A 25,120-nucleotide genomic window follows, 5' to 3' on the forward strand; every position below is an offset into this window, starting at 1 on the left:
GATGAACGTGGCATTAGACCAACAATCTTTTGACAACCCTCAGCAAAGTCGTAATGACCTGCTGAGGGTTTGTCGTATCGGTAAAGCCCAAGGTTTAAAAGGTGAAGTCACTGTACAAATTTTTACAGATGAGCCTTATGAACGTTTTGAGCCTGGAAATATATTGTGCACTGCAAACGGCGAGCGCGAGTTCGTTATTGAGAACGCAAGAACGTTCAAAAATCGTTGGATTTTACTATTCGAAGAATCACAAAATCGCAACGATGCGGAAGCACTTAATGGCACTGAATTGTATGTGCATGCAGAAGATGCGCAAGAGCTTGCTGCTGAAAATGCTTGGTATATTAAGGATTTGGTCGGTTTGCAAGCGCGTTTGTGCGAAGAAAATCAGCTTGGGCTTACTCCTAAAGTTATTGGAAAAGTCGTGGATGTGCTCGACGGCGCGCAATCGTTACTGAAAATCCGTTTAGATCATCCGATTGACGAAGAGAATAAAACAGCGCTCGTGCCATTTGTTGAAGCTATTGTGCCGGAAGTTGATGTTGCAAACGGGTATTTGACTATTGATCCTCCTGGCGGTTTAATTCCGGGGCTTTTGTAGTTTTGTAGTTTTCGTAGTAGAGTGCCTTATGATGGACATCGATATTATTTCCGTATTCCCAGAATATTTTCGCATGCTAGACCTAAGTTTGTTAGGCAAAGCACAAAATAATGGTTTATTGCAAATTCGCGCATACAATTTACGCAAATGGACTCACGATGTGCATCAATCGGTTGATGACACGCCGGTTGGCGGTGGCGCTGGCATGGTTATGAAGCCTGAAGTTTGGGCGGAATGCTTAGACGAGCTGCTTAACTTGCCAAAATCTGAAGTAAAAAATACGTGTGATACGTGCGATAGTTGCGATACGTGTGATAGTTGCGAAGAAGCAAAAATCGCACCTAATAAAATAGACTCAACTAAACCAATCCTTATATTCCCGAACCCTTCTGCCCCACTATTTACGCAAAAAGACGCAACGGAATTAAGCAACGCAAATCATTTGGTGTTTGGATGCGGCAGATACGAAGGCTACGACGCTAGGATTCCAGAATATTACCGCGCGCAAGGAATTGACGTACGCGAGTATTCAATTGGCGATTACGTGCTAAATGGCGGAGAAGTTGCAGTAAGCGTTATGCTTGAGGCAATTACACGCTTAATCCCTGGGTTTATGGGAAATCCTGAGTCGATTGTTGAAGAGTCGTACACAGGATCGGACGCACTCTTGGAACACCATCAATACACGCGTCCAACTACTTGGCGAGGTATAAGCGTTCCGGAAATACTCACTTCCGGAAATCACGCCAAAGTTGATCGTTTTCGTCGAGATGAAGCTATATCTCGCACAAGCGAAATTCGACCTGATTTGATTGAAAAATTGGACTGCCACAAGATAGATAAGGCGGATCGAAAAACACTTATGTCGCTCGGATGGGAAGTTTCTGGCGATCATCCGCGCAAAAACTTACTCTAGCAACAAAAGCCAGAAATACTCCGGCAACAGTATTGCTGCCGCACGCACAATGCTGCGCGAAAGCAGGTCGTCGCGCCTGCGAGGAGAGAAATCCCCCAAAACTCGCGCCACAGCCTGAGTGCGAAAACAGATTGTAACGAAGCCGAAAAATAAATTAGTCGCGAGAAGGCTGAATAAACAACACGGAAGTTTCTCCGTAATTACGCGTATCAAACAGCTCCCAGCCCTCAGGCATAGTCGGCAAAACACTTCGCGCGCTACGCTCCAACACAATCAACGTATCTGCAGAAACGCTCACAACTCCGCTCGCAATCATCGAAGCCAATAAACTTTCGCAATCCGCAGTTTCGTAAGCATAAGGCGGATCAATAAAAACCAAGTCAAACGCTTCCCCACTATAATCCGCAACGAACTGCTCCGCGCGCTTTCGAAGAACCCTCATAGAAAGCGCAGAATCCCAAGCCTTTGAACTCTGCAACGCTTTCGACGTACGAAGTATAAGCGCAGCTGCTTGCGAATTTGCTTCAACAGAAACAAGCTCACGCGCGCCACGAGATAGCGCTTCAACTCCGAGTGCTCCCGTGCCAGCAAATAGATCAAGTACGCGCGCATTGTGCATAACATCCCACGAATCGAGCCTAGAAAATATCGCTTCTTTTGTGCGATCTGTAGTAGGTCTTGTACACGACTGCGCTGAAGTAAGCGGCAAAGATTTAAAACGTCCAGCAATAATGTGCATACTTATAGCTTAGCTGGAACCTGCAGACACGCACGTGGCGGCAGAAACTTTACGTACGTGTAAAGTTTCGGTCGGCTACGCGCCAAAAAACGGCAGAAACTGTGCAGCTGTGTAAAGGAAAAGTCGGCTACGCGCCAAAAAACGGCAGAAACTTTACAATATTACTTATCCGCCGCCTTAGGATCTGGAATTAAGAACGAGCAAGCGAGCGCAAAAGCGAGCAAAACGACGCCGGCAACCATCGCGGCAGCGTATCCGCATGTTACGCCACTTAAAGACGCAACATTCGTCATCACAGCATACAAAATTGCAAAACTTAAGCCGGCTCCCAAATTAAAAGCTCCAGCATTCATACCCGGCAAGTATCCCGGATTATCTTTTGGAGAAAGCACAATACCCAAGCCATTAAGCATAATATTTGCCATGCCAGAATAGCTCACGCCTACCCACACTGAAAACAGCACTAAAGCCCAAACAGACGGCATATAAGCAACATACACACCAAAAGCAACACAAATCATGCTAAACGCAATTCCAATACGCAACACAAGCCTGTACCCGTAATTTGCAGCGAGCACGCCCGAAATAGTGCCAAACAATAGTCCAATAATTGCGTAAGGAGTAAGAGTTACGAAACTTACCATATTTGTGCCAATATTTGCACCAAACTTACTATCGTTAGCAAGCTTTATCACAACGCCATTTATCAAAGCAAACACGCCAGTCATTGTCAATAAAGTGCACAAAAGCAAACCCCATGTGCGACGCTGCTTCATATATGTTGTAGAAACCAGCGGAGTCGCGCTTAAAACTTCGATTTTCCAGAATATTGCGAAAAACAGCACAGCAACAAGCACAAGAATAAGCACCATAAGCCAGTTAGATTTAGCTAGTTTATTACTAAGTTCATTAATAGAAAGATATATTGCAAGAAACGCAATTCCGAGCGTTACAACTCCTAGCCAATCCATTCTGCTAGTAGCATCCGAGCGAGATTCATCAGCTAAAACAATAATCATAATAACAGCAATAGCTGCGATTGAAGCCATAATCCAGAAAACAGAACGGAATCCGTATTTACTGGCAAGCCAACCACCTAATAAAGCATCAAATCCAGCAATACCGCCATTTACAGAACTTAATATTGCCATCAATTTTGCGTAACTTTTTTCTTGCTGTACGCGCACGCGCAACATAATTAAGCACATTGGCAATACAGGACCGGAAGCACCTTGCAAAATACGCCCAAGCATAAGCATATTAACGTCTTGAGCTAGCGCAGAAATAATGCTCCCAAAAAGAGTTGAGATAAGAATTCCGGAAAGTACTTTTTTACGCCCAATTAGATCAGACAATCGCGGCAAAAATAGCGAAAATAATGCTGCAGCAGTAAAGAATATTGTTTGCGTTAAAGCGATTTGAGTATCTGTAGTATGAAGTTCTTTTGACATCGTCGTCAATACTGGCGAAAGCATAGAAACGTTTAGCTGGAACGCAAAAATAGCAGCAAGAAACGCCACCATTAACGCCAAAACGGAACGTCCACCCTTATCTAGCATACGCGTAGAAAATGTTGGAGATTCAACCTCAACCATAATCTAACCTCCGCTTAATTACGTAAAGTCATTCAAACGTCATTCAAAAGTCACCAACAATCATCCAATGCGCTTAATCGCATCTATAATCAAATTCCAGAATTTATCGAAATCAAGTTTTGTAGCAACTTGCGTATGGCATTCTTCTTCAGAAGGTTCAGTGCCACGCAAATCTGCAACGGTCATGCCAAGAGTTAAGTCACTGTTTATTTCAACATCAAGTGGGCAACGCCTTGTGCTAATAACACTTTTATCGATCAAATAAGCGACTGTGCAAGGATCATGCACTGGAGGATCAACAAAATCTTGATTATTCTTATAAGCTTTACGGAAGTAATCCATAAGATCGCAAGCAAATTTGGAAACAGGCGTTCCAATAGAATTAATTTTCTTCTGTATCTCTAAAGTGCACAAAGCTTGGTGAGTTAAGTCTAAGCCAACCATCGTAACTCGCCAATTTTCATTAATCACAACATGCGCAGCTTCAGGATCTGTCTTAATATTAAACTCAGCAACAGCACTACAATTGCCGCTATGATAGCCACCACCCATAAGAACTACTTCTTTAACGCGGCTGACAATTCTAGGCTCCAATCGCACAGCCATAGCGATATTCGTAAGAGGTCCGGTTGGTACAAGCGTAATCGTGCCAGGCTCATGGCTCATAATTGTGTCAATAATCCAGTTAACAGCATGCCCTTTATCCAAAGGTTTAGTTGGCACTGGAATATTTGCTCCGTCTAATCCTGTTTCTCCATGAACAGCAGCAGCAACTTTTAGAGGACGAACCATAGGACGGTCGCATCCGGCATGAACTGGAATATTAGTTGCATGAGCTATTTCTAGAGTTGCTCGAGCATTGTATGTTACTTTTTCTAGGCTTTGATTTCCACCAACCGTAGTTACGCCGAGCAAATCGATATTAGGATTGCCAACAGCTAATAAAATTGCCATCGCATCGTCATGACCAGGGTCACAATCTAGGATGATGGAAGTCATACTAACTCCTTCATAAACACATGTATTTTGGAAGCAAATCGTGACGAATGCACTTCGCGTAAGAACGCAAAATTAAGCATGCTCATGAATATTCGTCATGCGTTGAGAAATAAGTTCTGGATTAAACGACTCATGTACAGGCTGCATAGATTCAGTATTCAAAGCTGCAGCAGCAACCGCAAATCTGCCAGTTTTTGAAGAATCAAATTCGTTATATCGCGCGTAAATAAGCGCCGCAGTAGCAGCATCGCTAGAACCGTTGTCGTTGCCGACTGCTTTAACACCAACATTGCTATTTCCGCGAGTTAGCATCATTCTCTGGACGCGCTTGACTGGGACAGGATAGAACGACACTCCCTCATCTGCAACACCATAAGCAACTCCTGCGCGACCGGCATTTACAAATACACGTTTTACTCCACGCTTTAAAAGCACATTCGCACAGCGAATTGCAGAACGCTCGTCAACAGCATTAATGCCAGTTAAAGCCTGCGATTCAGCAGTATCTAAAATAAGAGTGTCAATACGAGACAATCTAGAAAGCACTCGAGGAGCTTTTGCATCCGTAACTGCACGAACAACAATAGGACGGCGATAACGGTCACATAGCCACTCAATTGACTTTTGCGGAATATTAGTATCCAACACCAAAATATCAGCATTTTCAATAATAGACATACGCTCACGCAAAAAATCAGGAGTCATGTGATCGTAAATACTCATATCGTCTAAAGCAAGCAAACGCTGACCAGAAGCGTCACCAACATACATGTACGAAGCAGTCATCGACTCAGGAAGTTGCTTCGCATAACCAATATCTAAGCCGTTTGCAGCAGCATCAATGCGGAAAAGTTCTCCGTTGTGATCGCCACCGTACACAGAAACCATGCTTGTGCGAATATTAAGACGCTCCAACGCGACTGCAATATTCCTTCCAACACCGCCTAGCATGTAGCGCACGTGGGAGGCATTAGACGTGTAATCCATCAAATCTCCGCAAGCAATGCCAAGAACATCCATGCTAATTCCGCCAACAACAGTCACATAACTTGGAGGAGTAACAATATATCCCTTACCTCGTAAATAGCCTTTGCGAATTAAATTGGAAATATGAGCGGCCACACCTGAACGAGTAATTCCTGCGAGATTTGCAAGTTCCTGCTGGCTAATCATCGAGTTTTGTTGAATCCAAGTCAAGATTTGTTGTTCACGTTCAGTCATTGTCGCCTCATCTCTATTGTGATTACAAATGATGCCTACTATCTAGGATATTCACAATTCTCATAATATGCACGTAAATTTATGTAATTTTGTTGTTTTTTTATATTATATCTAACAAAAGTTGATATTAATTATCAATTAAAAATAGTTTCTTACAGTATTTTTTACTAAATTAAGTGCATAAATATGCAATAATTTTTTCTTTATACTTTTCTTTATAGGATATTTTATTCATACAATATTTTAATTTTATAAGATATTTTGCGAGCAAATTCAGAACTTTAGAATTTTAATTGCTTACGATTTGCGTACTTCCGCCTCTCGTAAAATCAAGCACTGCACCTGCAAGATACGGCAACGAAACAAGATGAGCGTCTTTTTGCAAAGTCTCCAACGCATCTTCACGAGCCATAGCGATAATCTTTGCATCCTTAACAACTCGCAAAATCTTCAAACTCGAGCGACCACCCGACTGCTTATCGCCAAGAACATCGCCAACATTGCGCAATTCCAAATCTTTTTTAGCAATTACGGCACCATCTAGCGAATTTTCAACAACTTGCAAACGTTCTTGAGCAAGACTTCCATCCTCAGTTTGCGCAACCAAAAATGCCCAAGAATTCGTGCCACCACGCCCAACACGTCCACGCAACTGATGCAATTGTGCAAGGCCAAAACGATCCGCGTCAAAAATCACAATGCAACTCGCTTGAGGCACATCAACACCGACCTCAATAACCGTTGTAGCAACAAGAACTTGCACATCTCCGCGTGCAAAATGTTCCATCGTTTCGCGTTTTGTAGCATCATCGTCGCGACCAGTAAGCTTAGCAAAAGTAACGCCTTTAAATTGCGGCAAAGCTGAAAGCCGCTTCAAAATGCCGTTAACTGTGTGAAGTTTACGCAAAGAATCTGCGCTATTTTCTTCAGATTGATTAGATTGCACAGATTGCGAAACATCTTCAAAACCTTCAGATTCATCGCTATCAAAATCCCTAGCAGAAGCACTACCAGAATCCCTACCAGAATCCCTACCAGAATCCCTACCAGAATCCTCATTAAAATCATCATCAATATGCGCGCAAACAACATACGCACGCTCACCTGCATCAATGCGAGCACGAATATGCGCAAACATTCTCGCCATAGTATTCGCATCCGATTCTTGTACAACAAAAGTGCGAATAGGTTTTCTGCCTCCAGGCAATTCAGTTAAATATGAAGCATCCAAATCACCGAACCACGTCATAGCAGCAGAGCGCGGAATAGGCGTTGCAGTCATTACTAAAAGATGCGGTGTAAAAGACTTTTCAGCACTATCATGCGGATCTACACTCATTTTGCGTAACAAAACATCGCGCTGCTCAACACCAAAACGATGTTGCTCATCAATAATTACCAAAGCTAAATTAGTCGGCTTAAAAGTCGACGAGAACGCTGCATGAGTTGCAACAATAAGCGAAGGCTCCCCACTTGCAACACTCGCTAGCGCACGTCTGCGATCCGCAAGTCTCATGCCGCCAGTTACTACGATTACAGGCACTTTTAGATTCGCGCGCGCAATCATTTGGCGCAAATTTTCGGCATGTTGAGACGCCAGAACTTGAGTAGGAGCCACAAGCACAGCCTGATATCCTGATCCAACTGCCTCAAGCATTGCAGCGAGCGCAACAACTGTTTTTCCGGAACCAACTTCACCTTGAAGCAAGCGACGCATCGGATGGCGCTCACGCATGTCACGTACAATCTCATCAATTACATCTTTTTGACCTGCAGTAAGCTCAAACGGCAAACTTTCCACAAATTCATTTCTTATAAGAGAATTATTACAGGATTTTGCTTGATTATCTTTAGAATCTTCACGAGATCGCAATACAGCTACTTGGGAAATAAAAGCTTCTTCATAGCGCAACGAGTCAACAGCTTTGTAAAATTCGTCAACTGATTGCGGATTATGAATTGAGTATATTGCTGACGCTCTAGTCATGAGGTTACGTTTTTTTAGCACTGATTCAGGCGTAATGTTTGGGATTTGCAGGGATTCAGTAGTGCAAGTTGCGGAATCTTTAGAATCTGCGGAAGCTGCGGAAGCTGCGAAATCTTCAGAATCTTTAGAAAGTGCAGAAAGTATAGAAAGTATAGTTTCGTGAATATGCTCACTAGAGATTCGCGAATTTGCATGATACACGGGCATAGGAGCACTCATACGCGCCAAACCATCTTCCACACTTCTTACAGTATCGCGAGATTGATGTAAGCTATCGCTTTCTTCTACAGCAGATACGGTTAAAATTTGAGGATGCGTAAATTGCAATTTACCATTAAAAGCACTAGACGTGCCGCCAACAACAACCATTTCGTCAACATGCATCTTTGCAGAAAGCCACTGAGCGTATTGACGATTTTTAGAAAAATAAATAAGTTGAGCTACTGCTTGCATATCTTGCAAAACGTTAATTTCGATTCTAAAACCGCGACGAGCGTTCATAGGCACAACGTTAATTGACTGAACTTGCGCATAGAAAGCCACTTCTTCGCCAATTTTTACATCTTTTAAGTTCGCAATTCTCAGTGGACTTGTAACTCTAAACGGGTAGTAAGTTAACGCGTCTTCAACTGTGACTATGCCCAAAGATTTTAATGCAGAAACGCGTCGCTTATTGCTGATTATCGCAGAAAGCGAAGTATGCATTTTGGCTGAGTTCGTGGGCGTATTTAGCATATTTCGATTATAAATCATCCGCAATCAGGAATATAACGTGCGCGCGAAAAAATATGCAAATACAAAAAAGCCCCGAGCACTGCTCAGGGCCTTACATTTAACACGCGATTCACGCCTCAACGCGCTGAACCTTGCCTGCCTTAATGCATTTTACGCACACACGAAGGCGAACGTTTTCGCCATCAATGGTGGTGCGAACCGGCTGAAGGTTCGGGCGGAAGGTGCGCTTATTGCGAATGTGCGAATGTGAAACGCTGAAACCGGTCTGCGGTCCCTTGCCACATACTGCGCAACGAGCTGCCATAATGGACTCCTATTTTCTTTGACTTGCAAGTCTTGCGTCATTCAAACACACGAACTACTTACGCAAATTACTTACGCACATTGCATAAACAAATAAGCACGCTTGAACGCACAACTACACAAGTATATCACTTACCAAGACAATCCGCACGCACAAACTCAGTCTTTTCTTGTAAATCCTTAACTGTCTTGCATCCAAGAAGCGCCATAATCACCCTAATTTGCTTCTTCCAGTTATCAATTTGCAAAGAAAGCGCGTCCTCACCTTCATGCATAAGCGTATGCAAAAACTCGCCAGCGACACCAACTGCAGAAGCACCCAAAGCCAACGCGCGCACAACATCCAAAGGCGTGCGAACTCCTCCACTTGCGAAAACTTCCATATTTTTTAACGAATCACACTTGCGTATGTCAACCAGCGACTCAACAGTAGTAAGACCCCAATCAGCCAAATAATCACAGTCGCCTAAGTTCCTGCGAGCATTCTCTATTGTTACAAAATTAGTTCCACCACGACCAGAAACATCTACAGTGCGCACTCCAACATCTTTAAGACGCTGAACATCTTTAGCAGAAATTCCGCATCCAGTTTCCTTCACAATCACAGGCACTTTTAGAGCTTCGCACGCACTGACAATAGACTCAATATTGCGCAACCAATTTCGAAAATCGCGATCGCCTTCTTGCATAACCAACTCTTGTGCAGCATTTAAATGCACTTGTAACGCATTCGCATGAATCATGTTTACAGCACGCAATGCATCAGACGCGCTAGTTCCAGCGCTAACATTTGCCATCACAAATCCGTGTGGATTTTCGCTTCTTATGACACTGAAAGTGCTGAGTAAAGTTTCGTCTCGAAGAGCAGCACTCAAAGATCCACTCGCCATAGCAACAGAATTTTTTGCAGCAACTCTAGCAAGACTTGCATTCACTTTTTTAGCAGCATCACTTCCGCCTGTCATTGCGTTAATATATATCGGCGAGCACCAATGCACAGAATCGCATACTTCGCTTCCTAGCACGCTCACGCTAGCGTCAATTTCTTCAAGCGCGACTTGCGGCAAAGCATTCGGCACAAAACGCACTTTGTCAAAATCTGAATCTGCACGAGTTTTATACTGCTTGTCCGCAAGCGCAATATGCGCGTCTTTTCGGTTTTGTATTATGCAAGATTGAGCAGATTGCATATTAAGCTCGTTACGCTTAGCAAACGCGTCTAATACAATATTTTCAGAAGGCTTACCAGTTCCAAAAATTTCCGTAACATCAATATTCAATGGCTTTATTCCATTGGCTTCCCAAGTAGATTTCATAGTTTCAATTACATTATTGTCATAAATTGTCGACAGCGCAATTGCGCAATCTCCTCCGCCTGCACCGCTAGTTTTTGCAGGAATACCGGCACAAGTCGCAATTTCAATAAATTTTGTAAGTTCACGCGTTTCGATAACAGTTCCAGTAAGAGCACTTAATTTTTGCAACAACGCACGATTTTGAGCAAAACCGCTATAGATTTCGCTTATTTCAAACTTTTCAATTGCGCGCGCAAGTTTTTGCACGCAAATCTCACTTTCTTTGCAAAAATCTTCGTAAGTGAAAGATTTAATTTTTTTGTCAAAAGCACTAGTTTCGACGCTACTTTCAACGTTATTTTCAGCGTTACTTTCAACGCTACTTTCCGTACTAGTTTTAACGCTACTTTCTACGCTACTTACTAGCTTTGCGCTAGACGCAGGAGAACCAGTCCAGCCGACTAAAAGTTTTAGCGACTTATCTACGTTTAAACGCTTAACTTCCAGGCGCGGCCACTTTTTGTGCAACAACTCACCGAAATCAGAGCATCCGGATTTTACTAGCGTAAGCTCAGCTTCAAGCCACTCGCGGTTATACGCGCGATACATAATCCAACCGCCATAAGAGCTGGCAGCAACGTCTCCACCGCTTCCGGATTTTTTAACACTCGACGACGCAATTAACGCTAACTTGCAAATTTCTGGAGTCGAAAGATTCAAATCATACCATTTGCACAACGCGCGAATAACCGCAACAGTTACCGCAGCAGAAGATCCAAGACCGTATTTTCTACCGGTTTTTGCGTCATCAAGTTCGCTAGAAATATGCACATTGTAACTTTTTCGGTTAATATTTGGCGCACATTCCTCACTAGCATAAGCGTCAACTACACTCATTGCTGCAAGCACATAAGCATATTTTCCGTCGTTTTGTATTTCAATACTTCCGTCGGATGCACGCGACCAAAGAAGCGGTTTATATTTTTCGCCATCTGAGGTAATCACACCACAATAATTTCTGCTACTAGGCGCATTTTTCTGCAAATTTTCGCGTAACTCTTCGTTTAAAGTTTCATCGCTTACACTAACCGTCACATAACGATTAACAGCAGCAACAATTGCAGCACAGCCGTCAACAACAGCATACTCGCCCGCAATATAAAGCTTTCCTGGGGCACTAGAGCGCACTTGAGTCATATTATCCGCCTATTTTAAACTCGTACTCACCGTCACAGCGTCACCTGGCAGCGCAATCGCAAATTTCGGCTCGCAATATTCTGTATTACAAAAAACGCTAGAATTACGCAAACCATCTTCAACTCGCGAGCGCAACTGACACATCGCACGATAAGCATCATCTCCAGAAGTAAGCACCTTCACATTCGGACCAGCATCCATCGTAGACCACACCAGCCAACCATCTTTTCGCATATTTTTAACCGCTTCAAGCACAATATGCGTGCTACTAGTCAAATAATTCACCGATGGAACAGCATTATGCATAGTTTCGTGCATTCCAAAAGCATTGCGTTCAACAACCTCACCCAATTGCTCAATATCTGCTCGCTGAATTGCGTTTTTAGCAATTTCAAGGTCGTCCTTCGACTGCTCAACCCATTGCATATACGTTGGCGAAGTTTCAACCGTTCTGCGCATCGCTTCTCGGCTAGAAATCGGCTTTTTGCTATCGTCCAAAGTGACGACAATCATAGCAAGGTTTAAATTTTTAAGCGCAACTTGTGCGTTTTCAATAGGCTCTGCATAAGACGTTTCGTCGTCGCAACCTGCATGCCAAATTGAAAGTCCTCCAAAAATCGAACGACAAGCTGAACCAGAACCACGTCTTGCAAGTCTAGAAAGTTCTCGTGGAGTTAGGTTTAATCCAGCAGCGTACGAGGCAGCAGACGCAAGAGCTGCAAAACCAGACGCACTCGACGCAAGACCAGCAGCAGTTGGCACAATATTATGCGAAATAACGCTTGCTTTCGTTGAAATTCCTGCAATTTCACGCACCAAATCAAGCATAGCGACTACACGACGAAAAGTTTTGGAAGACGGCGAAATATTTTCATCATCTAAAGTAAAAGTATCTTGTTCAAGATTATTCGCAAAACTTACGCTTGTAGTTGTAGACAAATCCGAAAGGGTGAGCGAAAGCGAGGAAGTATAAGGCAAAATCAGCTTTTCATCGCGCTTACCCCAATACTTAATCAGCGCAATATTCGCGTTTGCTTTAGCAAAAGCTGAGTTGGGTGAAAGACTAGCGTCAAACGTTATTTTTGGCTGAATTTCAACATTTTGCATGCTGTTCCTTTTGCGGCAGATAAGTAATTCTCGTTTGTTAATGTGCTAAGCAATATTTTAGCAAAACAGTGCGCACAAGCTTCTTTTCTTTAAAGAACTGTAAAGTTTATGCCACATTTCAAGTAAAAATAAGATTCAATTTATTGCAGAATCACCTATATTTACAACCCACGTATCGCAAGCACCGGCATTTTTAAAAGCTTCACTCACTCGCTTAGCAGCATCCTCACTATCAGCCAGCGCAATGACACATCCTCCACCACCTCCACCGGTAAGTTTTGCACCCAACGCGCCATGCTGACAAGCAGCATCTACCAAGGCGTCAAGTTTTGCAGTACTTACGCCCAAATCCGCCAAAATACGGTGTGCGAAAGTCATTTGCTTACCCATATTTTCAATACGGCCAAACGCCAAATCATCTTCTGCAACAGCCGCAATCTCCCCCAATTTATTGAGCTGCGCTCCAACTTCAACAGGATTCGATTCTAAACGAGAACGCAAAGCTTCAACTGTTTCGCGAGTCATTCCTTTGCATCCAGAATCCGCCAAAACCAGCCACGCGCGCATGTTAATTTCCATGCGATCAAAACAGCCACGACTAAAACGCACAGGCCAGGAAGCAGCAGTTGCAGTGGCATCCAAGCCTGAAGAACGTCCGTGAGCCACACACTCAGCAGTCTGCGTCAACTTAAAAATCTCATCATTGCTAGCTGAAACGCCGTAATAGTCAAGAATCGCACGAATTACAGCACCAGCAGCAGCCGCAGACGAGCCAAGACCTCGTTCTGCTGGAAAATCAGACTCGGTAAAAATGTGCAAACTCTCACCGCTCCACCCTGCAAACTCTAGCGACGCTCGGATTGCTGTTCGTATGCTATTAAAGCGCGTAGGAATTTCGGAAAGTTTGCCAGTAAAGTCAAGGCATGAAAGAGTTATATGTGAATCGAGATTCGTCGTAGATGCTAAAGATTCGCTTGATGTAGAAGATAAAGATTCACACGAAGCAGGTGCTAAAAATTCATTGCAACTAGTTACAACAGCGCGCATACGCAAGTTTTTAAGCGGCAAAGCTATTGCAGAATGGCCATAAACCACGGAATGTTCGCCAAAAAGAATAACCTTCGCGCAAGTTTCGCCATAACCTTTGTGATTGCTGTATTTTATTGCGTTTTCAAGACTTGCGCTTACGGAATTTTTACAAGCATACTCTTCGTCATTGCGAATAGCAGATATGTTGGCATCTTGCGCTTTTGCGTTCATACTAAGCTCGTCAGCCAGTTCATATTTGCTTTCCAGCACAGTTTGCATCTCCTTTATAATTTCGCAATTTTCCAACTGTTCTAATTTAGTCGAGTAAAACTTAAAAAACTACGTTACGCACGTGACACTTACAACACATTCACATTTGGAAAACGGCAGAAACCTTACACGAGTGTAAAGTTTCGGTCGGATTAAAGCAATAAAACAGCAGAAACTGTGCACGCTTGTAAAGAAAAAGTCGCAAAATGGCAGAAAAACGGCAGAAACCTTACACGAGTGTAAAATTTCGGTCGGATTAAGGCAATAAAACGGCAGAAACTTTACAAGCTTGTAAAGAAAAGGTCGCGCGGGGAATAGAAATGTAAAACCGACCAGCGCGCAGCAATAAAAAAACTCTGCGCAGCATCGCAATGAGAAAACTCAATACAACGCAAACGCAGAGCTAATGCTTAAGTTCAATCCACATGTATTACAAGCAAGAAACCACTAAAAGCACGAATCTGCTTGCTGCAACATGTTTTGTAAAATTCACAAAGCTACTTACTCAGCCACAACCTTAACAGTGAAGGAAGCGGTGATTTCCGGATGCAACGTTACGGTTGCTGGGAACTCACCAGTGGTCTTAATAGTAGCAACCTTAATTGCGCGAGCCTCAACTTGAGCCTTGGAAGCCAAAGCGGCAGCAATCTTCTCGGCAGAAACGCCACCGAAAAGCTTGCCGGATTCGGAAACCTTAGCAGAAAGCTCCACAACGGTGCCTTCAATCTGAGCCTTAGCTGCAACTGCCTCTTCACGAGTGGCAACAGCCTTGGCAAGACGAGCGCGACGCATTGCTTCAATCTGGGAAGCAGCACCCTTGTTCCATGCAAAAGCAAGACCCTGAGGAATCAGGTAGTTGCGTGCATAGCCAGCCTTAACTTCAACAACGTCACCAGAGTGACCGAGGTTGGCAACAGTCTTGGTAAGAATAACCTTGGTTTCAGCCATATTCCTATCCTCTCAATCAGCGACCGGTAGTGGCGTAAGGAAGCAAAGCCATTTCGCGAGCATTCTTCACTGCCTTCGCGATCTTGCGCTGTTCCTGCACGGTTACGCCGGTGATACGACGGGAACGAATCTTGCCGCGGTCAGAAACGAACTTGCGCAGCAAAGCAACGTCTTTATAATCAATTTCAGTAATCTTGGCAGCCTTCAAAGGATTTGGCTTCTTTTTGAAAGGCTTGACCGGTGGTTGCGGCCTTTTGCGTGACATAAGATGTCCTCTCTCAAATCCGTTATGCTTTTTGTTCGCATAACATGTAACTGATGATGTATTTATAAGGATTAAGTAAGCGCGTAAATAAGTGCATAAATAAACAAATAAATACGCTATCTATAGCTCAACTAAAACGCTAGAACTCAGGTTCTTCAGAATCGCCACCAAAATCAGAATTGGCGCCGAAAGTTGAAAAACTATCGTTTGTTGGCGCAGCAGCACTCCACGGATCAGCCGCTGAAGAACTTGCGGCATGCTGAGAAGCAGTCTGGCTAGCAGCATAATTTGCTCCGCCAGCATAACCTGCACCAGCAGCATTTGCTGCACGCGAGCCACCAGCAAAACCTGTTGAAGAGCTTTGGCGGTTAACTTGCGCAGTTGCATAACGCAAAGATGGACCAATTTCGTCAACTGTAAGTTCAACAACTGTGCGATTAGAGCCGTCTTGCGCTTGATACGAACGCTGCGACAACCTGCCTTGAGCAATCACGCGCATGCCTTTAGAAAGGCTGTTTGCACAATGTTCTGCCAAGTCTCTCCACGCTGAGCAACGCATAAATAATGCAGGCCCATCCTCGAACTGATTCGTATTACGATTAAACGTTCTAGGTGTGGATGCAATGGTAAAGCTCGCAACAGAAGCACCGTTGGAAAGTGCCCTTAATTCAGGATCCGAAGTGAGATTTCCCACGACGGTAATAATTGTTTCACCTGCCATATCGTGCCTTTTCTTTCTCGCTTTACTCGTAATCGCATGTTAGTTAGCAATTACTGGCAATTTTGTGCGCAACTTATGCGCGGTTGTTTACGTATTTATTTAACTTAACTAGTTTTTATTTAATTCACTAGAGCTTACTTAGTTTTGCTAGTTTTTACTTAGCGTCCTTGCGAAGAATCTTCGTGCGGATTACAGATTCGTTAAGGTTCAAAACACGGTCAAGTTCGTCACTTACAGATGGCTCGGCAGTGTAGTTCACCACAACGTAGTTACCTTCAGTTTTGCCTTCAATTTCGTAGGCAAACTTGCGGCGACCCCAGTAATCGGTACCGTCAACGGAACCGCCCTCGTTGGTGACAAGCTCAAGATACTGCTCGGTCAACTTCTTAAGACCGTGCTCATCCAGCTCAGGATTTGCAATGAACATCAGTTCATACTTATGTGCAGACATCACCCACCTCCTTCGGACTATCGGCTGTGGACCTTCCACAGCAGGAGTGTGTTTGCAAAATATGCGCGATATGTTTGATGACAAGCACCAAAACCGCACACAACTTTGCTATTTTACAGCACGCTCGTGACGACGAGAGTTACGCGCTTAAACGATGGTGTCAGGCGGCAGAAACTTTACAGCGGCGTAAAGTTTCGGTCGGCTACGCGCCAAAAAACGGCAAAAACTTTACACGGGAGTAAAGGAAAGGTCGTTTTCGTGCTAAAAAGCGGCAGAAACTTTACAGCGTTGTCAAGAAAAGGTCGTTTTCGTGCTAAAAAACGGCAAAAACTTTACAACGGTGTAAAGTTTTGGTCGGAATCAAGCGCAAAGTTCCGCAGCACACGCACGCATCGGCTATTTCCCAATAATTCTAGGCACTCCAACAGCTGCAAGTTTCTTCTCAAGCTTCCTAGGATCAAGGATATCCGAGTAATTAAAGCGCACGATTTTATTTACGCCACATTCCTTCATAAGCAATACCTCACGTTCCGCTTGTTTGTCGATATTCTTATGAATAACACTCTGGTTTCGCGATTCGAATAAATTTTTATTGTCTTCTGAAGAATTAAGATTCACATTCTTATATTGCGCATCATCTGTATCAATGTAGTATTTCGAATACCCGTCAAACTCCCCAACAATCAACTCCCCATTATTCAGGCTCCACAAAAAGTCGCAACGATACTTCAAATTTACATGTGGAATCTCAAACTCACGCTGTAATTCTGGTATCATAAATCCTAAATTAATCATTGTTCCCCGAGCTAAGGATTCACCAGCGTTCTCGCTAAGACCATTTGCAAAGAAGCAAAGCTTACATAATTTAGCCAACTTTTTTTGTTCACACTCAAAAATTTGCTTAAAAGACAATGAAAAATTAGTCCCACCATTCGTTTTTGCATAGTTTCGCAAGTCATCCAAATAAGCGTAATCCCTTGTATAATGACGTTGGTTTTTGTGTAAACTGCTATTCGCACACGTTTTATTATTTGCAATCTCACTATTACAATCGACGCCACTCAAGTTATTCTTGCAATCGCAGTATCGGCTTTTGCAAATTTCGATCACTCTGTTTAAATTCACATTATCTCGCGCTGCTGAATCGAAAATAGGCAAAGCAAATCTAAATGAGTAATTATTAGCAACGTCAAACAACATAGTGCTTTTATCTACCAAGTGACTTTTTATTTCTTCAGTCACGCAATCGCTTGCATGCGGAAGCTTTATTAATTGTCCAGTACTGTTATTCTCACGCGTTAAAATGCGGACATCATCGCTCATACCATTCTGTTCGTAACCTACGGAAGGAATAACTTTTAGTTGATTGTTATACTTGTTTGATTTTCGCTTGTTGCTTCGAATATAAATTTTAGTATCTCTTGCGTCCACACAATTTTTCTTTTTGCTAAGAAAAGCATTATCATAGCAATTTTTTTCGCTGTCATAATCTTTCGAAACTTGATACCCAAGAAGTGCCGAGGCAGTCGAAGCTGTTAATTTACAATCGGGGTGCGATTCAATAATAGATAACGCAATATGACGTATTTTTTCAGCTTCGTAAAGACTATTCCAATATTCTTTACGCATGTAAAGATTTTTGTACACGCGCACAGCTTCTCCACGTTGCGCCGACCTTTGAACTGCTTTTCTTTCAGCATTAGTTTTCGGGGCGAAGCAACACTTATTTTGTTCGCTATTCGAAAATAAATCGTTTATATAAAAATTATTCATAATGCAAGGTTATTAAAGCCTTATTCGTGCGTAAATAAATTTCTTGCATTGTGGATAAAAGGTACGGAAAGAAGGTGCGGAATTGGCAGGTAGCGGCAGAAAGTTTACATGGGAGTAAAGGAACGGTCGGATGCGCACGATAAAACGGCAGAAACTTTACAGCGGCGTAAAGTTTCGGTCGACTACGCGCCAAAAAACGGCAAAAACTTTACAGCATTGTCAAGAAAAAGTCGGATACGCACGAAAAAGCGGCAGAAAGTTTACAGCGGCGCGAACAGAAAGTGCGAACAGAAAGCGCGGAATTGGAAGAAGCGGCAAAAACTTTACAGCGGCGTAAAAAGAGGACGAACGCGGTGAATGCAAGCGTGCAGAGCACAAAATTGTTATAAAAAAACTTAGTCTAGTGCACCTTTTAGCACACTAGACTAAGTAATTCACAGTAAAATCGACTCAACGATCAACCAGTAAGCTAAAGCCCAAATGATTCATCGCTGAATCAGCTTTTAGCTTAGTGACGGATCTTGCGAAGAGCAGCACCCATGCCAGCAAGCACAGAAGCAGCAACAGCAGCCATAGCTACAGCAGCACCGGTCTTAGCTAAACCAGCAGCAGCGGCACCGTTTGCACCAGCGGCAGCACCGTTAGCATTGTTGTTCTGCTGAGCAGAAGCCTTGGTATCCTTACCCTGCTTAGCAGCAGCCTCAGCAGCCTTAGCTTCCTTACCAAACTTACCGCTCATAGCAGAAGCATAAGCATGCTTCAAACCAGGAACAGCTGGAACCTTTGGATCCAAAGGATCAGAAGTCACAACTGGTGGCAACAAAGCTGGGTTCACACCAGCAGCAACAGCCTCATTGTAAACATCCTTGTAAGTCTGCAAAGCCTTATTATAAGCAGCTACAGCAGCCAAATCCTTTGCCAAAGCATCATCATAAGCAGCCTTAGCCTTAGCAAGAGCAACAGTTGCACGCTTAAGATGAGCCTCAGCACGATCTGCTGCATCACGCAAACGAGTCTCAGTAGCAGAATCATTCACGCCAGAAGCCAAGAATGCATTGAGCTTTCCATTAGCAGCACTGAATGCATCCATGCGAGCATTGTACTCAGCAATAGCAGCAACCAAAGCCTTATAAGCATCATTGAAATTCTTCTTAGCAACAGCAAGCAAATCATCCTTGTTGTCCAAGTTCATCTTAGCAAGACGAACCTTGTCAATAAGAGCCCTCTTAATCTGATCCTCAGTTGGATCTGGAACTGCGCAGTTCTCCAATACGTTCTTAGCATCGAGATACTTAGCAAGAAGATCATTTACCTTAGTCTGCTGAGCTTCCTTAGCCCTAGTCTCTGTAACGTTAGCATTGAAAGCATCAACATATGCCTTAGCTTTTACATACACATCGTACGGAGCAGCAGAAGCAGCAGTAGGCTTAAGAGCAATCAAACCAGTAGTAGCATCAGGAGTTAAATTAATCCAAGTAGTAATAACAACTAGAGGCTGTTCTGGCTTAGGAGTTACAGTCATACCATCAAGAACAGCCTTAGCATCAGTATAAGCTTTGTAAGCAGCATCAGCAGACGTCTTAGCAGCGCTCTTGAATGGAGCAGGATCTGGGCATGCAGCCATTGCTGGAGCAGCAAAAGCGAAACCAGAGAGGAGGGTGGCGCCAGCAGCGAATGCGGCGATAGCCTTCTTATTCAACATAATATTTTCCTTTCTTCTTCTCCTTCGCACTAGGGTATGCGAAGAAAAATTTGCCATTTGCGGTTTCCCGCTCGTACCAGTGAACTAGGGATTCAACCGGTAACTGAGTTAAAACTTACCGCAAGCTCTCAGAAAACTCAACACTAAAATTCAGGTTTCTCAGCATCAAAAATACAAAAATCTTGATAAATATTCGTTATATTCATTGAAAAGCAGAAATATTTACGACATTTTTCTGTATTTTTTAATAAAAATTACGCGACACGCCATATACTGGATTTTTTTAACGTTTTTTCAGCTTTCTTTAAGGTTTGAGTTTTGCGATTTCTTTAAATGCCTTATAAAAACAACAAAAAAACGCAATATTTAAGCATCGGCACGCTTTATTTAAACATAGCAAAATTTGTTTAAACATCGACACACTTGAAGCAAAACCAAACAGAAAAACCAAAAATGCCCGAGTAAACAACTCACTCGGGCATTAAAATCATCAGCGCGCAAAATTAAACTTTGCAAAAATATTCGCAAAAATACTAATCAAGCAAATCGTCAGAATCTCCAGAACTCACTAAATCGTCAGCATTAGACGCATCAAGAACATCTCGCTCATCAATAACAGGTGCCAAAACCAAATCCTTCACAAGCTCACGCGTACGAAGCTGAGAGTCAGCATCCAAACCATCGTCGGTAATAACAGTATCAACCTGATCAAAACGAGCAAATAGCGAAAGCGACGTACAACTCCATTTAGTATGATCCGTCAAAATAATCGTGCGATCCGCAATATCCATTAACGCCATATCCGTAGCAGCTTCCAAAGAATTTGGCATAAGGAATCCGCGAGGAAGAGACACAGAATGCGTGCCAAGAAAAACGGTATTCACACGAAGAGAAGCAACAACTTTATCTGCAATAGGACCGACCAGCGAATTGGAACGCGTAATCACGCCGCCGGTAACAATAACCTCGACATCCTTCGACTCTAAAGCTTGCACAAGCTCCGCAACAGGAATCGAATTAGTCAAAATCGTAATACCAGAAGCCCTGCGCGACTCGAGCAAATGTTGCGCAAACACATAAGCAGTGGTACCGCCGCCAATAGCAATCACATCTCCAGGAGACACATAATCCACAGCCAAACGCGCAATTGCATCCTTCAAACCAATATCCATTTGCGACTTTACAGAAAACAGCGGCTCCGAAAGCAGAGTATTAGTCGTTACTGCGCCACCGTGAACGCGCTTTAAAAGCCCACGATCCGAAAGCTCTGCGATATCCCTGCGAACCGTCATAGCAGAAACGTTCAGTTCTTTAGAAAGCGCAGTAATGCGAACAGCACCGCGCGTACGGAGACGGCTTAAAATCAAATGTTGACGCTGTGAAGAAATCATACGAACATTATCGCACACGTAAACGCAAAAAACAAACGTAATTGAGCGTTTCAGGGCATTAAAACGAAAAGAACGCACATTTTGTTGTCAAGCAAAGCAAGTTTTATGAAAAATCGCACAAAAACGAACGCGTACTAAGGAAGAAAACGCACAAACTACGGCAAGAAAGAAAACGCACAAAATACACTAAGTAATAGCGCATATAACAATAATGCCCTACTATATAAATATGTATTACGTTTCTGAACACTCATTGCACAATGTCGTCAATAAAGCAACGACCGACCTTTTTACATTCTCATACAAACACATTATTAAACCACATTTTGTTTTTAACATTCCTCCAGACGAAGCGCATGATCGCATGATTAATTTTTGCAAATTTAGCGAGCGCACTCCTGGATTAATGTGGCTTCTTCGCGAAATGCTTAACTACACAGACCCAGTGCTAGAAACTAACGTTATGGGTGTGGATTTTGCAAACCCGTTTGGCTTAAGTGCAGGACTAGATAAAAACTGCCAAATGGCGACCGTACTAGACAACGCCGGCTTTGGATTTGAAACAGTTGGCTCTACCACAAGCCGACCATGCGAAGGAAATCAAAAACCTTGGTATCATCGCCTTCCAGAATATGACTCTATTCTTGTACACGCAGGACTAGCAAACGATGGCAGCGAAGCCGTTGTTGCACGAGCCGAGAAAGCCTGGACGCACGCAAAGTCTATGAATATGTCTATTTCTATTGCGCGCACAAACGACGACTTAGTTGGCGACTTGGAAGAAGGAATTGAAGACTACCATATTTCTATGGAACGTGCAGCCGGAAAAAGCTCAATAATTGAAGTAAATATTTCATGCCCGAACACGCGTGTGGGTGAACCATTTAGTCAGCCGGAAGCACTTGACAAATTATTCACCGATCTTGACACTATTAAGCGACCTCAGCCAACGTTAGTTAAGATGCCGCTTAATTTGCACGGTGGTTGGGAACAGTTCAAATCTTTGCTTGACGTACTTGCCGAACATAAAGTTGACGGAGTAAGTATTGCGAACTTGCAAAAGAATCGCGCAGGACTTGATGTTCCGGAAGATTGGCAAGGAGCACTTTCTGGAGGTCCTACCTACAGCGCAAGCAACGAGCTTATTCGACGCACGCGCAAAGCTTTTGGTAAACGTTTTGCTATTGCAGGCATTGGCGGAGTATTTACGCCAAAGCAAGCATATGAGAAGATTCGCTCAGGCGCTGATTTGGTTATGTTTATTACGTCACTTATGTACAGAGGACCGCAGCAAATCACAACGCTGAAACGCGGACTTGCGGATCTTTTGAAACGCGACGGCTTTGAGCATGTTACAGACGCAGTTGGTGCGGATTTGAACTAGTACAGTGCGTATTTGCGCTAAAAATGACCCTTACTTTGCTCACAATCAAGTAGCATAAGTAAGGGTCTATTTGTAAGGAACAGCACAAAACAACTTAGTATTTAGTAAGTTAACTAGCAATTACGAGTTAACAAATACCATTTAGTAATTATCAGTTTCTGAATTACTATAGTCGTCGCGACGAGCAGTGCCGTACTGATCTTGCGTGTTCTTTTGTTTCTTAGCTTCTTCCTGCTGTTCTTGTGCTGCCTGCTTTCTAGCGTCTTCATCTCGCTTCTGCTGATCAGTTTTAACAGTATTTTTAGGCATGCCAGGCAGAGTTCCACCGGCAGTGTACTTTGGATCAGGCTTGCCATAATCGTTGTCAACAGGAATGTTAGCAGCTTTCAAATAGTCATTCATAAACTGTTTCCACGCTGGCGTTGCAATATACATACCATACCAAGCTGCCATTGTACGACCGTTAATAGTCATGCCATTAAAGCTTTTTTGTGATTCGGCGTTACCAACTGCCACAAACGAAGCAACTTGATACGGCACAAAACCAGCTGTAGTCATGTAGTACTGTTCGTTAGTACCAGTTTTTGCGAAAGTCTTGCGACCACCATCAAGTTGGGTAGTTGAAGCCTCGCCGCCAGGTTGCACAACACCCTGATTCAGCGCATAAGCAGCAGTTTGAGCAATTCCCTTTGGAATTGCTTGATGGCAATGCGCACTAGGAACTTTCAAACGCTTACCGTTTTTGTCAACAACTCGCTTAATAGCAATAGGATCGCATGCCACGCCATCAGCGCCAATAGTTGCATACACATTCGCCACAGTTAAAGGCGAAGCTTGCACAGAACCAATCGTCATAGGCGGATTAAGCGAGTTAGAAGAATACACACTTTCCTGACCAAGAGGCGAATTATGGTAACCAAGTATGCGAGCAGCATCCGCGATTGAGCACAGCTTAATTTGCTGAGCCATAGAAGCCTGAGTGGTGTTATGCGAGCGCACAAGACCTTGCAAAGGAGTTTCCGGATTAGTTGTGCCACCACCAGAGTTTTGAACTGACCAACTACCAACTCCGCGGAATTTGCTGCAATTAAAATCAGCATTGTTGTAAAGCATAGAAGTGCGAAGAGGCTGATTAATCGACTTTCCAGCAAGCATCCATGCAACCATATTAATTGGCTTCCACGTAGAACCAATCTGCCAACCAAGACCGCCACCATCGCGCTCATCTACAGCATAGTTCAAAGCCGTATGCGTAGGATCTGATTTTGCAGCATCCGTAGCATCATAAATACGATTGCTGCCAAATGCCAAAACTTCACCAGTTCCAGGCTTAATTGCCGCAATTGAAACTTCAAAACCGCTCTTATCGTTTACAGGAATCGTATCTCTAGCAGCTTTCATAGCAGCCTTGCTGGCGCGCAAATCCATAGTTGTGTAGATATCAAGACCACCCTCAGTAAGCAACTTTTCGCGCATGGCAGCAGTTTTACCAAACTCGCGAGAATGCAAAATTTTCTTCGTTACATAATCGCAGAAGAATGCTGCATCACCTGCAGCTTGGCATCCAATCTTAGAAACTTCCCTCTGTATGTTAAGAGTGCTTTTAAGAGGAATAGCAACAGCGGAATCATGCTCGCTCTTAGTAATAAAACCTTGACGAAGCATTAAATCAAGTACAATATTGCGCTGCTTTTGCGCTTCAGGCTGATTTGCTTCAATAGAAGGATCGTAACGCGAAGGATTCTTTGTAATTGCAGCAATAGTTGCCGATTGCACAAGATTAAGTTTTGCAGCGCTCGTATTGAAGTAGCGATGAGCTGCAGTTTCTACGCCGTAAATATTATTGCTACCGAACTGCGCAATATTTAAATATCCCTGCAAAATCTCAAGTTTAGAGTATTTTTTCTCCATTTGAATTGCAATAAGCATTTCGCGCAATTTACGAGCAATAGTGCCTTCAGAAGCGTGATACTCAGCTAAAGGATCGTTATTTTCGCGAGCTTTAATCATAAGCACATTTTTTACATATTGCTGAGTTAAGGAAGAGCCACCTTGCATATCTCCCTTTTTAACGAATGTTTGCACGAATGCGCGAATAACACCTTGCATATCTACGCCGGAATGCTCAAAGAATCGACGGTCTTCACGAGCAACCATTGCTCGCTGCATATATTGCGATATGCGTCGGAGCGGCACTACAGTGCGGTTTTGAGCATAAAAAGTTGCAATAATAGTTTTGCCATCAGAAGCGTAAAGTCGCGATTTTTGCGGCAAAGCAGTTACATCAAAATCGATGCCGTCAACGCGAAGTGAAGGTACTACTGTTTTCACTATGCTATTCACGCTCATTACGCCAGGAACAAACATAATACTTGCTGCAACACCTCCTGCAACACACAAAGTGATGTAGGTAAGGAACAGTGCTAGCACACGGCGAACAGTCAGTGAATTCTTTTTCGGCATGCGTACTATTCTAAAGGTTTGCCTCTAC

At 43.3% G+C, this 25,120-nt stretch carries 20 protein-coding genes; 3 read left to right on the forward strand and 17 right to left on the reverse strand.

Annotated elements, in window-relative coordinates; translation table 11 throughout:
* Window position 1: 1 nt before the first annotated feature.
* Window positions 2-601: a ribosome maturation factor RimM gene (gene rimM, locus HXT58_RS04550; RefSeq protein ID WP_032835294.1), complete on the forward strand. Its 600-nt coding sequence runs from the start codon at window positions 2-4 to the stop codon at window positions 599-601.
* Window positions 602-632: 31 nt separating this feature from the next.
* Window positions 633-1,517: a tRNA (guanosine(37)-N1)-methyltransferase TrmD gene (gene trmD / locus HXT58_RS04555; RefSeq protein ID WP_180946754.1), complete on the forward strand. Its 885-nt coding sequence runs from the start codon at window positions 633-635 to the stop codon at window positions 1,515-1,517.
* 154 nt (window positions 1,518-1,671) lie between these two features.
* Here the strand turns inward: trmD and rsmD are convergent, their stop codons facing one another.
* The 16 genes from rsmD to HXT58_RS04635 all read right to left on the reverse strand — a co-directional run bounded on the left by rsmD (window position 1,672) and on the right by HXT58_RS04635 (window position 21,245).
* Complete coding sequence (gene rsmD, locus HXT58_RS04560; protein WP_004105380.1) at window positions 1,672-2,256, reverse strand: 16S rRNA (guanine(966)-N(2))-methyltransferase RsmD; 585 nt, start codon at window positions 2,254-2,256, stop codon at window positions 1,672-1,674.
* Between the two features lie 161 nt (window positions 2,257-2,417).
* Window positions 2,418-3,851 (reverse strand): MFS transporter, encoded by a 1,434-nt coding sequence (locus HXT58_RS04565; RefSeq protein ID WP_174143442.1) that lies wholly within the window; start codon window positions 3,849-3,851, stop codon window positions 2,418-2,420.
* Between the two features lie 60 nt (window positions 3,852-3,911).
* Window positions 3,912-4,850 (reverse strand): nucleoside hydrolase, encoded by a 939-nt coding sequence (locus tag HXT58_RS04570; protein WP_004574052.1) that lies wholly within the window; start codon window positions 4,848-4,850, stop codon window positions 3,912-3,914.
* 72 nt (window positions 4,851-4,922) lie between these two features.
* Window positions 4,923-6,071: a PfkB family carbohydrate kinase gene (locus tag HXT58_RS04575; RefSeq protein WP_421775619.1), complete on the reverse strand. Its 1,149-nt coding sequence runs from the start codon at window positions 6,069-6,071 to the stop codon at window positions 4,923-4,925.
* Window positions 6,072-6,360: 289 nt separating this feature from the next.
* Window positions 6,361-8,811 carry an ATP-dependent DNA helicase RecG gene (locus tag HXT58_RS04580; RefSeq protein ID WP_415705831.1) on the reverse strand — a complete coding sequence of 817 codons (2,451 nt, stop codon included), beginning with the start codon at window positions 8,809-8,811 and terminating at the stop codon, window positions 6,361-6,363.
* A gap of 91 nt (window positions 8,812-8,902) precedes the next feature.
* Window positions 8,903-9,097 (reverse strand): 50S ribosomal protein L28, encoded by a 195-nt coding sequence (gene rpmB / locus HXT58_RS04585; protein WP_004105392.1) that lies wholly within the window; start codon window positions 9,095-9,097, stop codon window positions 8,903-8,905.
* Between the two features lie 127 nt (window positions 9,098-9,224).
* Window positions 9,225-11,588, reverse strand: coding sequence for a type 2 isopentenyl-diphosphate Delta-isomerase (gene fni / locus HXT58_RS04590; RefSeq protein WP_415705829.1), 2,364 nt, complete (start codon window positions 11,586-11,588; stop codon window positions 9,225-9,227).
* Between the two features lie 9 nt (window positions 11,589-11,597).
* Window positions 11,598-12,695, reverse strand: a complete 1,098-nt coding sequence (mvaD, locus tag HXT58_RS04595) for a diphosphomevalonate decarboxylase (RefSeq protein WP_410297454.1) — start codon at window positions 12,693-12,695, stop codon at window positions 11,598-11,600.
* 135 nt (window positions 12,696-12,830) lie between these two features.
* Window positions 12,831-13,955 carry a mevalonate kinase gene (gene mvk, locus HXT58_RS04600; RefSeq protein ID WP_415705861.1) on the reverse strand — a complete coding sequence of 375 codons (1,125 nt, stop codon included), beginning with the start codon at window positions 13,953-13,955 and terminating at the stop codon, window positions 12,831-12,833.
* A 540-nt stretch (window positions 13,956-14,495) separates the two neighbouring features.
* Window positions 14,496-14,942 (reverse strand): 50S ribosomal protein L9, encoded by a 447-nt coding sequence (gene rplI, locus HXT58_RS04605; RefSeq protein WP_102703364.1) that lies wholly within the window; start codon window positions 14,940-14,942, stop codon window positions 14,496-14,498.
* Window positions 14,943-14,958: 16 nt separating this feature from the next.
* Window positions 14,959-15,207 carry a 30S ribosomal protein S18 gene (rpsR, locus tag HXT58_RS04610; protein WP_004105399.1) on the reverse strand — a complete coding sequence of 83 codons (249 nt, stop codon included), beginning with the start codon at window positions 15,205-15,207 and terminating at the stop codon, window positions 14,959-14,961.
* A 139-nt stretch (window positions 15,208-15,346) separates the two neighbouring features.
* Window positions 15,347-15,928, reverse strand: a complete 582-nt coding sequence (locus tag HXT58_RS04615) for a single-stranded DNA-binding protein (protein WP_064340624.1) — start codon at window positions 15,926-15,928, stop codon at window positions 15,347-15,349.
* Between the two features lie 154 nt (window positions 15,929-16,082).
* Window positions 16,083-16,379 carry a 30S ribosomal protein S6 gene (gene rpsF, locus HXT58_RS04620; RefSeq protein ID WP_004574062.1) on the reverse strand — a complete coding sequence of 99 codons (297 nt, stop codon included), beginning with the start codon at window positions 16,377-16,379 and terminating at the stop codon, window positions 16,083-16,085.
* Between the two features lie 396 nt (window positions 16,380-16,775).
* Window positions 16,776-18,026 (reverse strand): AMP-dependent synthetase, encoded by a 1,251-nt coding sequence (locus HXT58_RS04625; RefSeq protein ID WP_421775620.1) that lies wholly within the window; start codon window positions 18,024-18,026, stop codon window positions 16,776-16,778.
* Between the two features lie 634 nt (window positions 18,027-18,660).
* On the reverse strand, window positions 18,661-19,854 hold the full coding sequence (locus HXT58_RS04630; protein ID WP_421775621.1) for a hypothetical protein: 1,194 nt from the start codon (window positions 19,852-19,854) through the stop codon (window positions 18,661-18,663).
* A gap of 533 nt (window positions 19,855-20,387) precedes the next feature.
* Window positions 20,388-21,245, reverse strand: coding sequence for a DeoR/GlpR family DNA-binding transcription regulator (locus HXT58_RS04635; RefSeq protein ID WP_004105415.1), 858 nt, complete (start codon window positions 21,243-21,245; stop codon window positions 20,388-20,390).
* 229 nt (window positions 21,246-21,474) lie between these two features.
* On the opposite strand from HXT58_RS04635, the gene HXT58_RS04640 reads away from it, so the two are divergent.
* Window positions 21,475-22,629 (forward strand): quinone-dependent dihydroorotate dehydrogenase, encoded by a 1,155-nt coding sequence (locus tag HXT58_RS04640; RefSeq protein ID WP_004105417.1) that lies wholly within the window; start codon window positions 21,475-21,477, stop codon window positions 22,627-22,629.
* A gap of 141 nt (window positions 22,630-22,770) precedes the next feature.
* Here HXT58_RS04640 and HXT58_RS04645 read toward each other — a convergent pair whose 3' ends face one another.
* Window positions 22,771-25,092, reverse strand: a complete 2,322-nt coding sequence (locus HXT58_RS04645) for a transglycosylase domain-containing protein (protein ID WP_004574072.1) — start codon at window positions 25,090-25,092, stop codon at window positions 22,771-22,773.
* Window positions 25,093-25,120 lie beyond the last annotated feature (28 nt).

Source organism: Gardnerella sp. KA01000, assembly GCF_049244035.1.
GTDB lineage: Bacteria > Actinomycetota > Actinomycetes > Actinomycetales > Bifidobacteriaceae > Bifidobacterium > Bifidobacterium leopoldii.

Excerpts from the sequence above, each read along its gene's own strand:
- rimM (WP_032835294.1), top strand. The coding sequence starts at position 2 with ATGAACGTGGCATTAGACCAACAATCTTTTGACAACCCTCAGCAAAGT.
- rpsR (WP_004105399.1), bottom strand. The coding sequence starts at position 15,207 with ATGTCACGCAAAAGGCCGCAACCACCGGTCAAGCCTTTCAAAAAGAAG.
- HXT58_RS04635 (WP_004105415.1), bottom strand. The coding sequence starts at position 21,245 with ATGATTTCTTCACAGCGTCAACATTTGATTTTAAGCCGTCTCCGTACG.
- trmD (WP_180946754.1), top strand. The coding sequence starts at position 633 with ATGGACATCGATATTATTTCCGTATTCCCAGAATATTTTCGCATGCTA.
- rsmD (WP_004105380.1), bottom strand. The coding sequence starts at position 2,256 with ATGCACATTATTGCTGGACGTTTTAAATCTTTGCCGCTTACTTCAGCG.
- HXT58_RS04630 (WP_421775621.1), bottom strand. The coding sequence starts at position 19,854 with ATGTTGAATAAGAAGGCTATCGCCGCATTCGCTGCTGGCGCCACCCTC.
- HXT58_RS04575 (WP_421775619.1), bottom strand. The coding sequence starts at position 6,071 with ATGACTGAACGTGAACAACAAATCTTGACTTGGATTCAACAAAACTCG.
- rplI (WP_102703364.1), bottom strand. The coding sequence starts at position 14,942 with ATGGCTGAAACCAAGGTTATTCTTACCAAGACTGTTGCCAACCTCGGT.
- HXT58_RS04615 (WP_064340624.1), bottom strand. The coding sequence starts at position 15,928 with ATGGCAGGTGAAACAATTATTACCGTCGTGGGAAATCTCACTTCGGAT.
- mvk (WP_415705861.1), bottom strand. The coding sequence starts at position 13,955 with ATGAACGCAAAAGCGCAAGATGCCAACATATCTGCTATTCGCAATGAC.
- rpmB (WP_004105392.1), bottom strand. The coding sequence starts at position 9,097 with ATGGCAGCTCGTTGCGCAGTATGTGGCAAGGGACCGCAGACCGGTTTC.
- rpsF (WP_004574062.1), bottom strand. The coding sequence starts at position 16,379 with ATGTCTGCACATAAGTATGAACTGATGTTCATTGCAAATCCTGAGCTG.
- HXT58_RS04645 (WP_004574072.1), bottom strand. The coding sequence starts at position 25,092 with ATGCCGAAAAAGAATTCACTGACTGTTCGCCGTGTGCTAGCACTGTTC.
- fni (WP_415705829.1), bottom strand. The coding sequence starts at position 11,588 with ATGACTCAAGTGCGCTCTAGTGCCCCAGGAAAGCTTTATATTGCGGGC.
- HXT58_RS04565 (WP_174143442.1), bottom strand. The coding sequence starts at position 3,851 with ATGGTTGAGGTTGAATCTCCAACATTTTCTACGCGTATGCTAGATAAG.
- mvaD (WP_410297454.1), bottom strand. The coding sequence starts at position 12,695 with ATGCAAAATGTTGAAATTCAGCCAAAAATAACGTTTGACGCTAGTCTT.
- HXT58_RS04570 (WP_004574052.1), bottom strand. The coding sequence starts at position 4,850 with ATGACTTCCATCATCCTAGATTGTGACCCTGGTCATGACGATGCGATG.
- HXT58_RS04640 (WP_004105417.1), top strand. The coding sequence starts at position 21,475 with ATGTATTACGTTTCTGAACACTCATTGCACAATGTCGTCAATAAAGCA.
- HXT58_RS04580 (WP_415705831.1), bottom strand. The coding sequence starts at position 8,811 with ATGATTTATAATCGAAATATGCTAAATACGCCCACGAACTCAGCCAAA.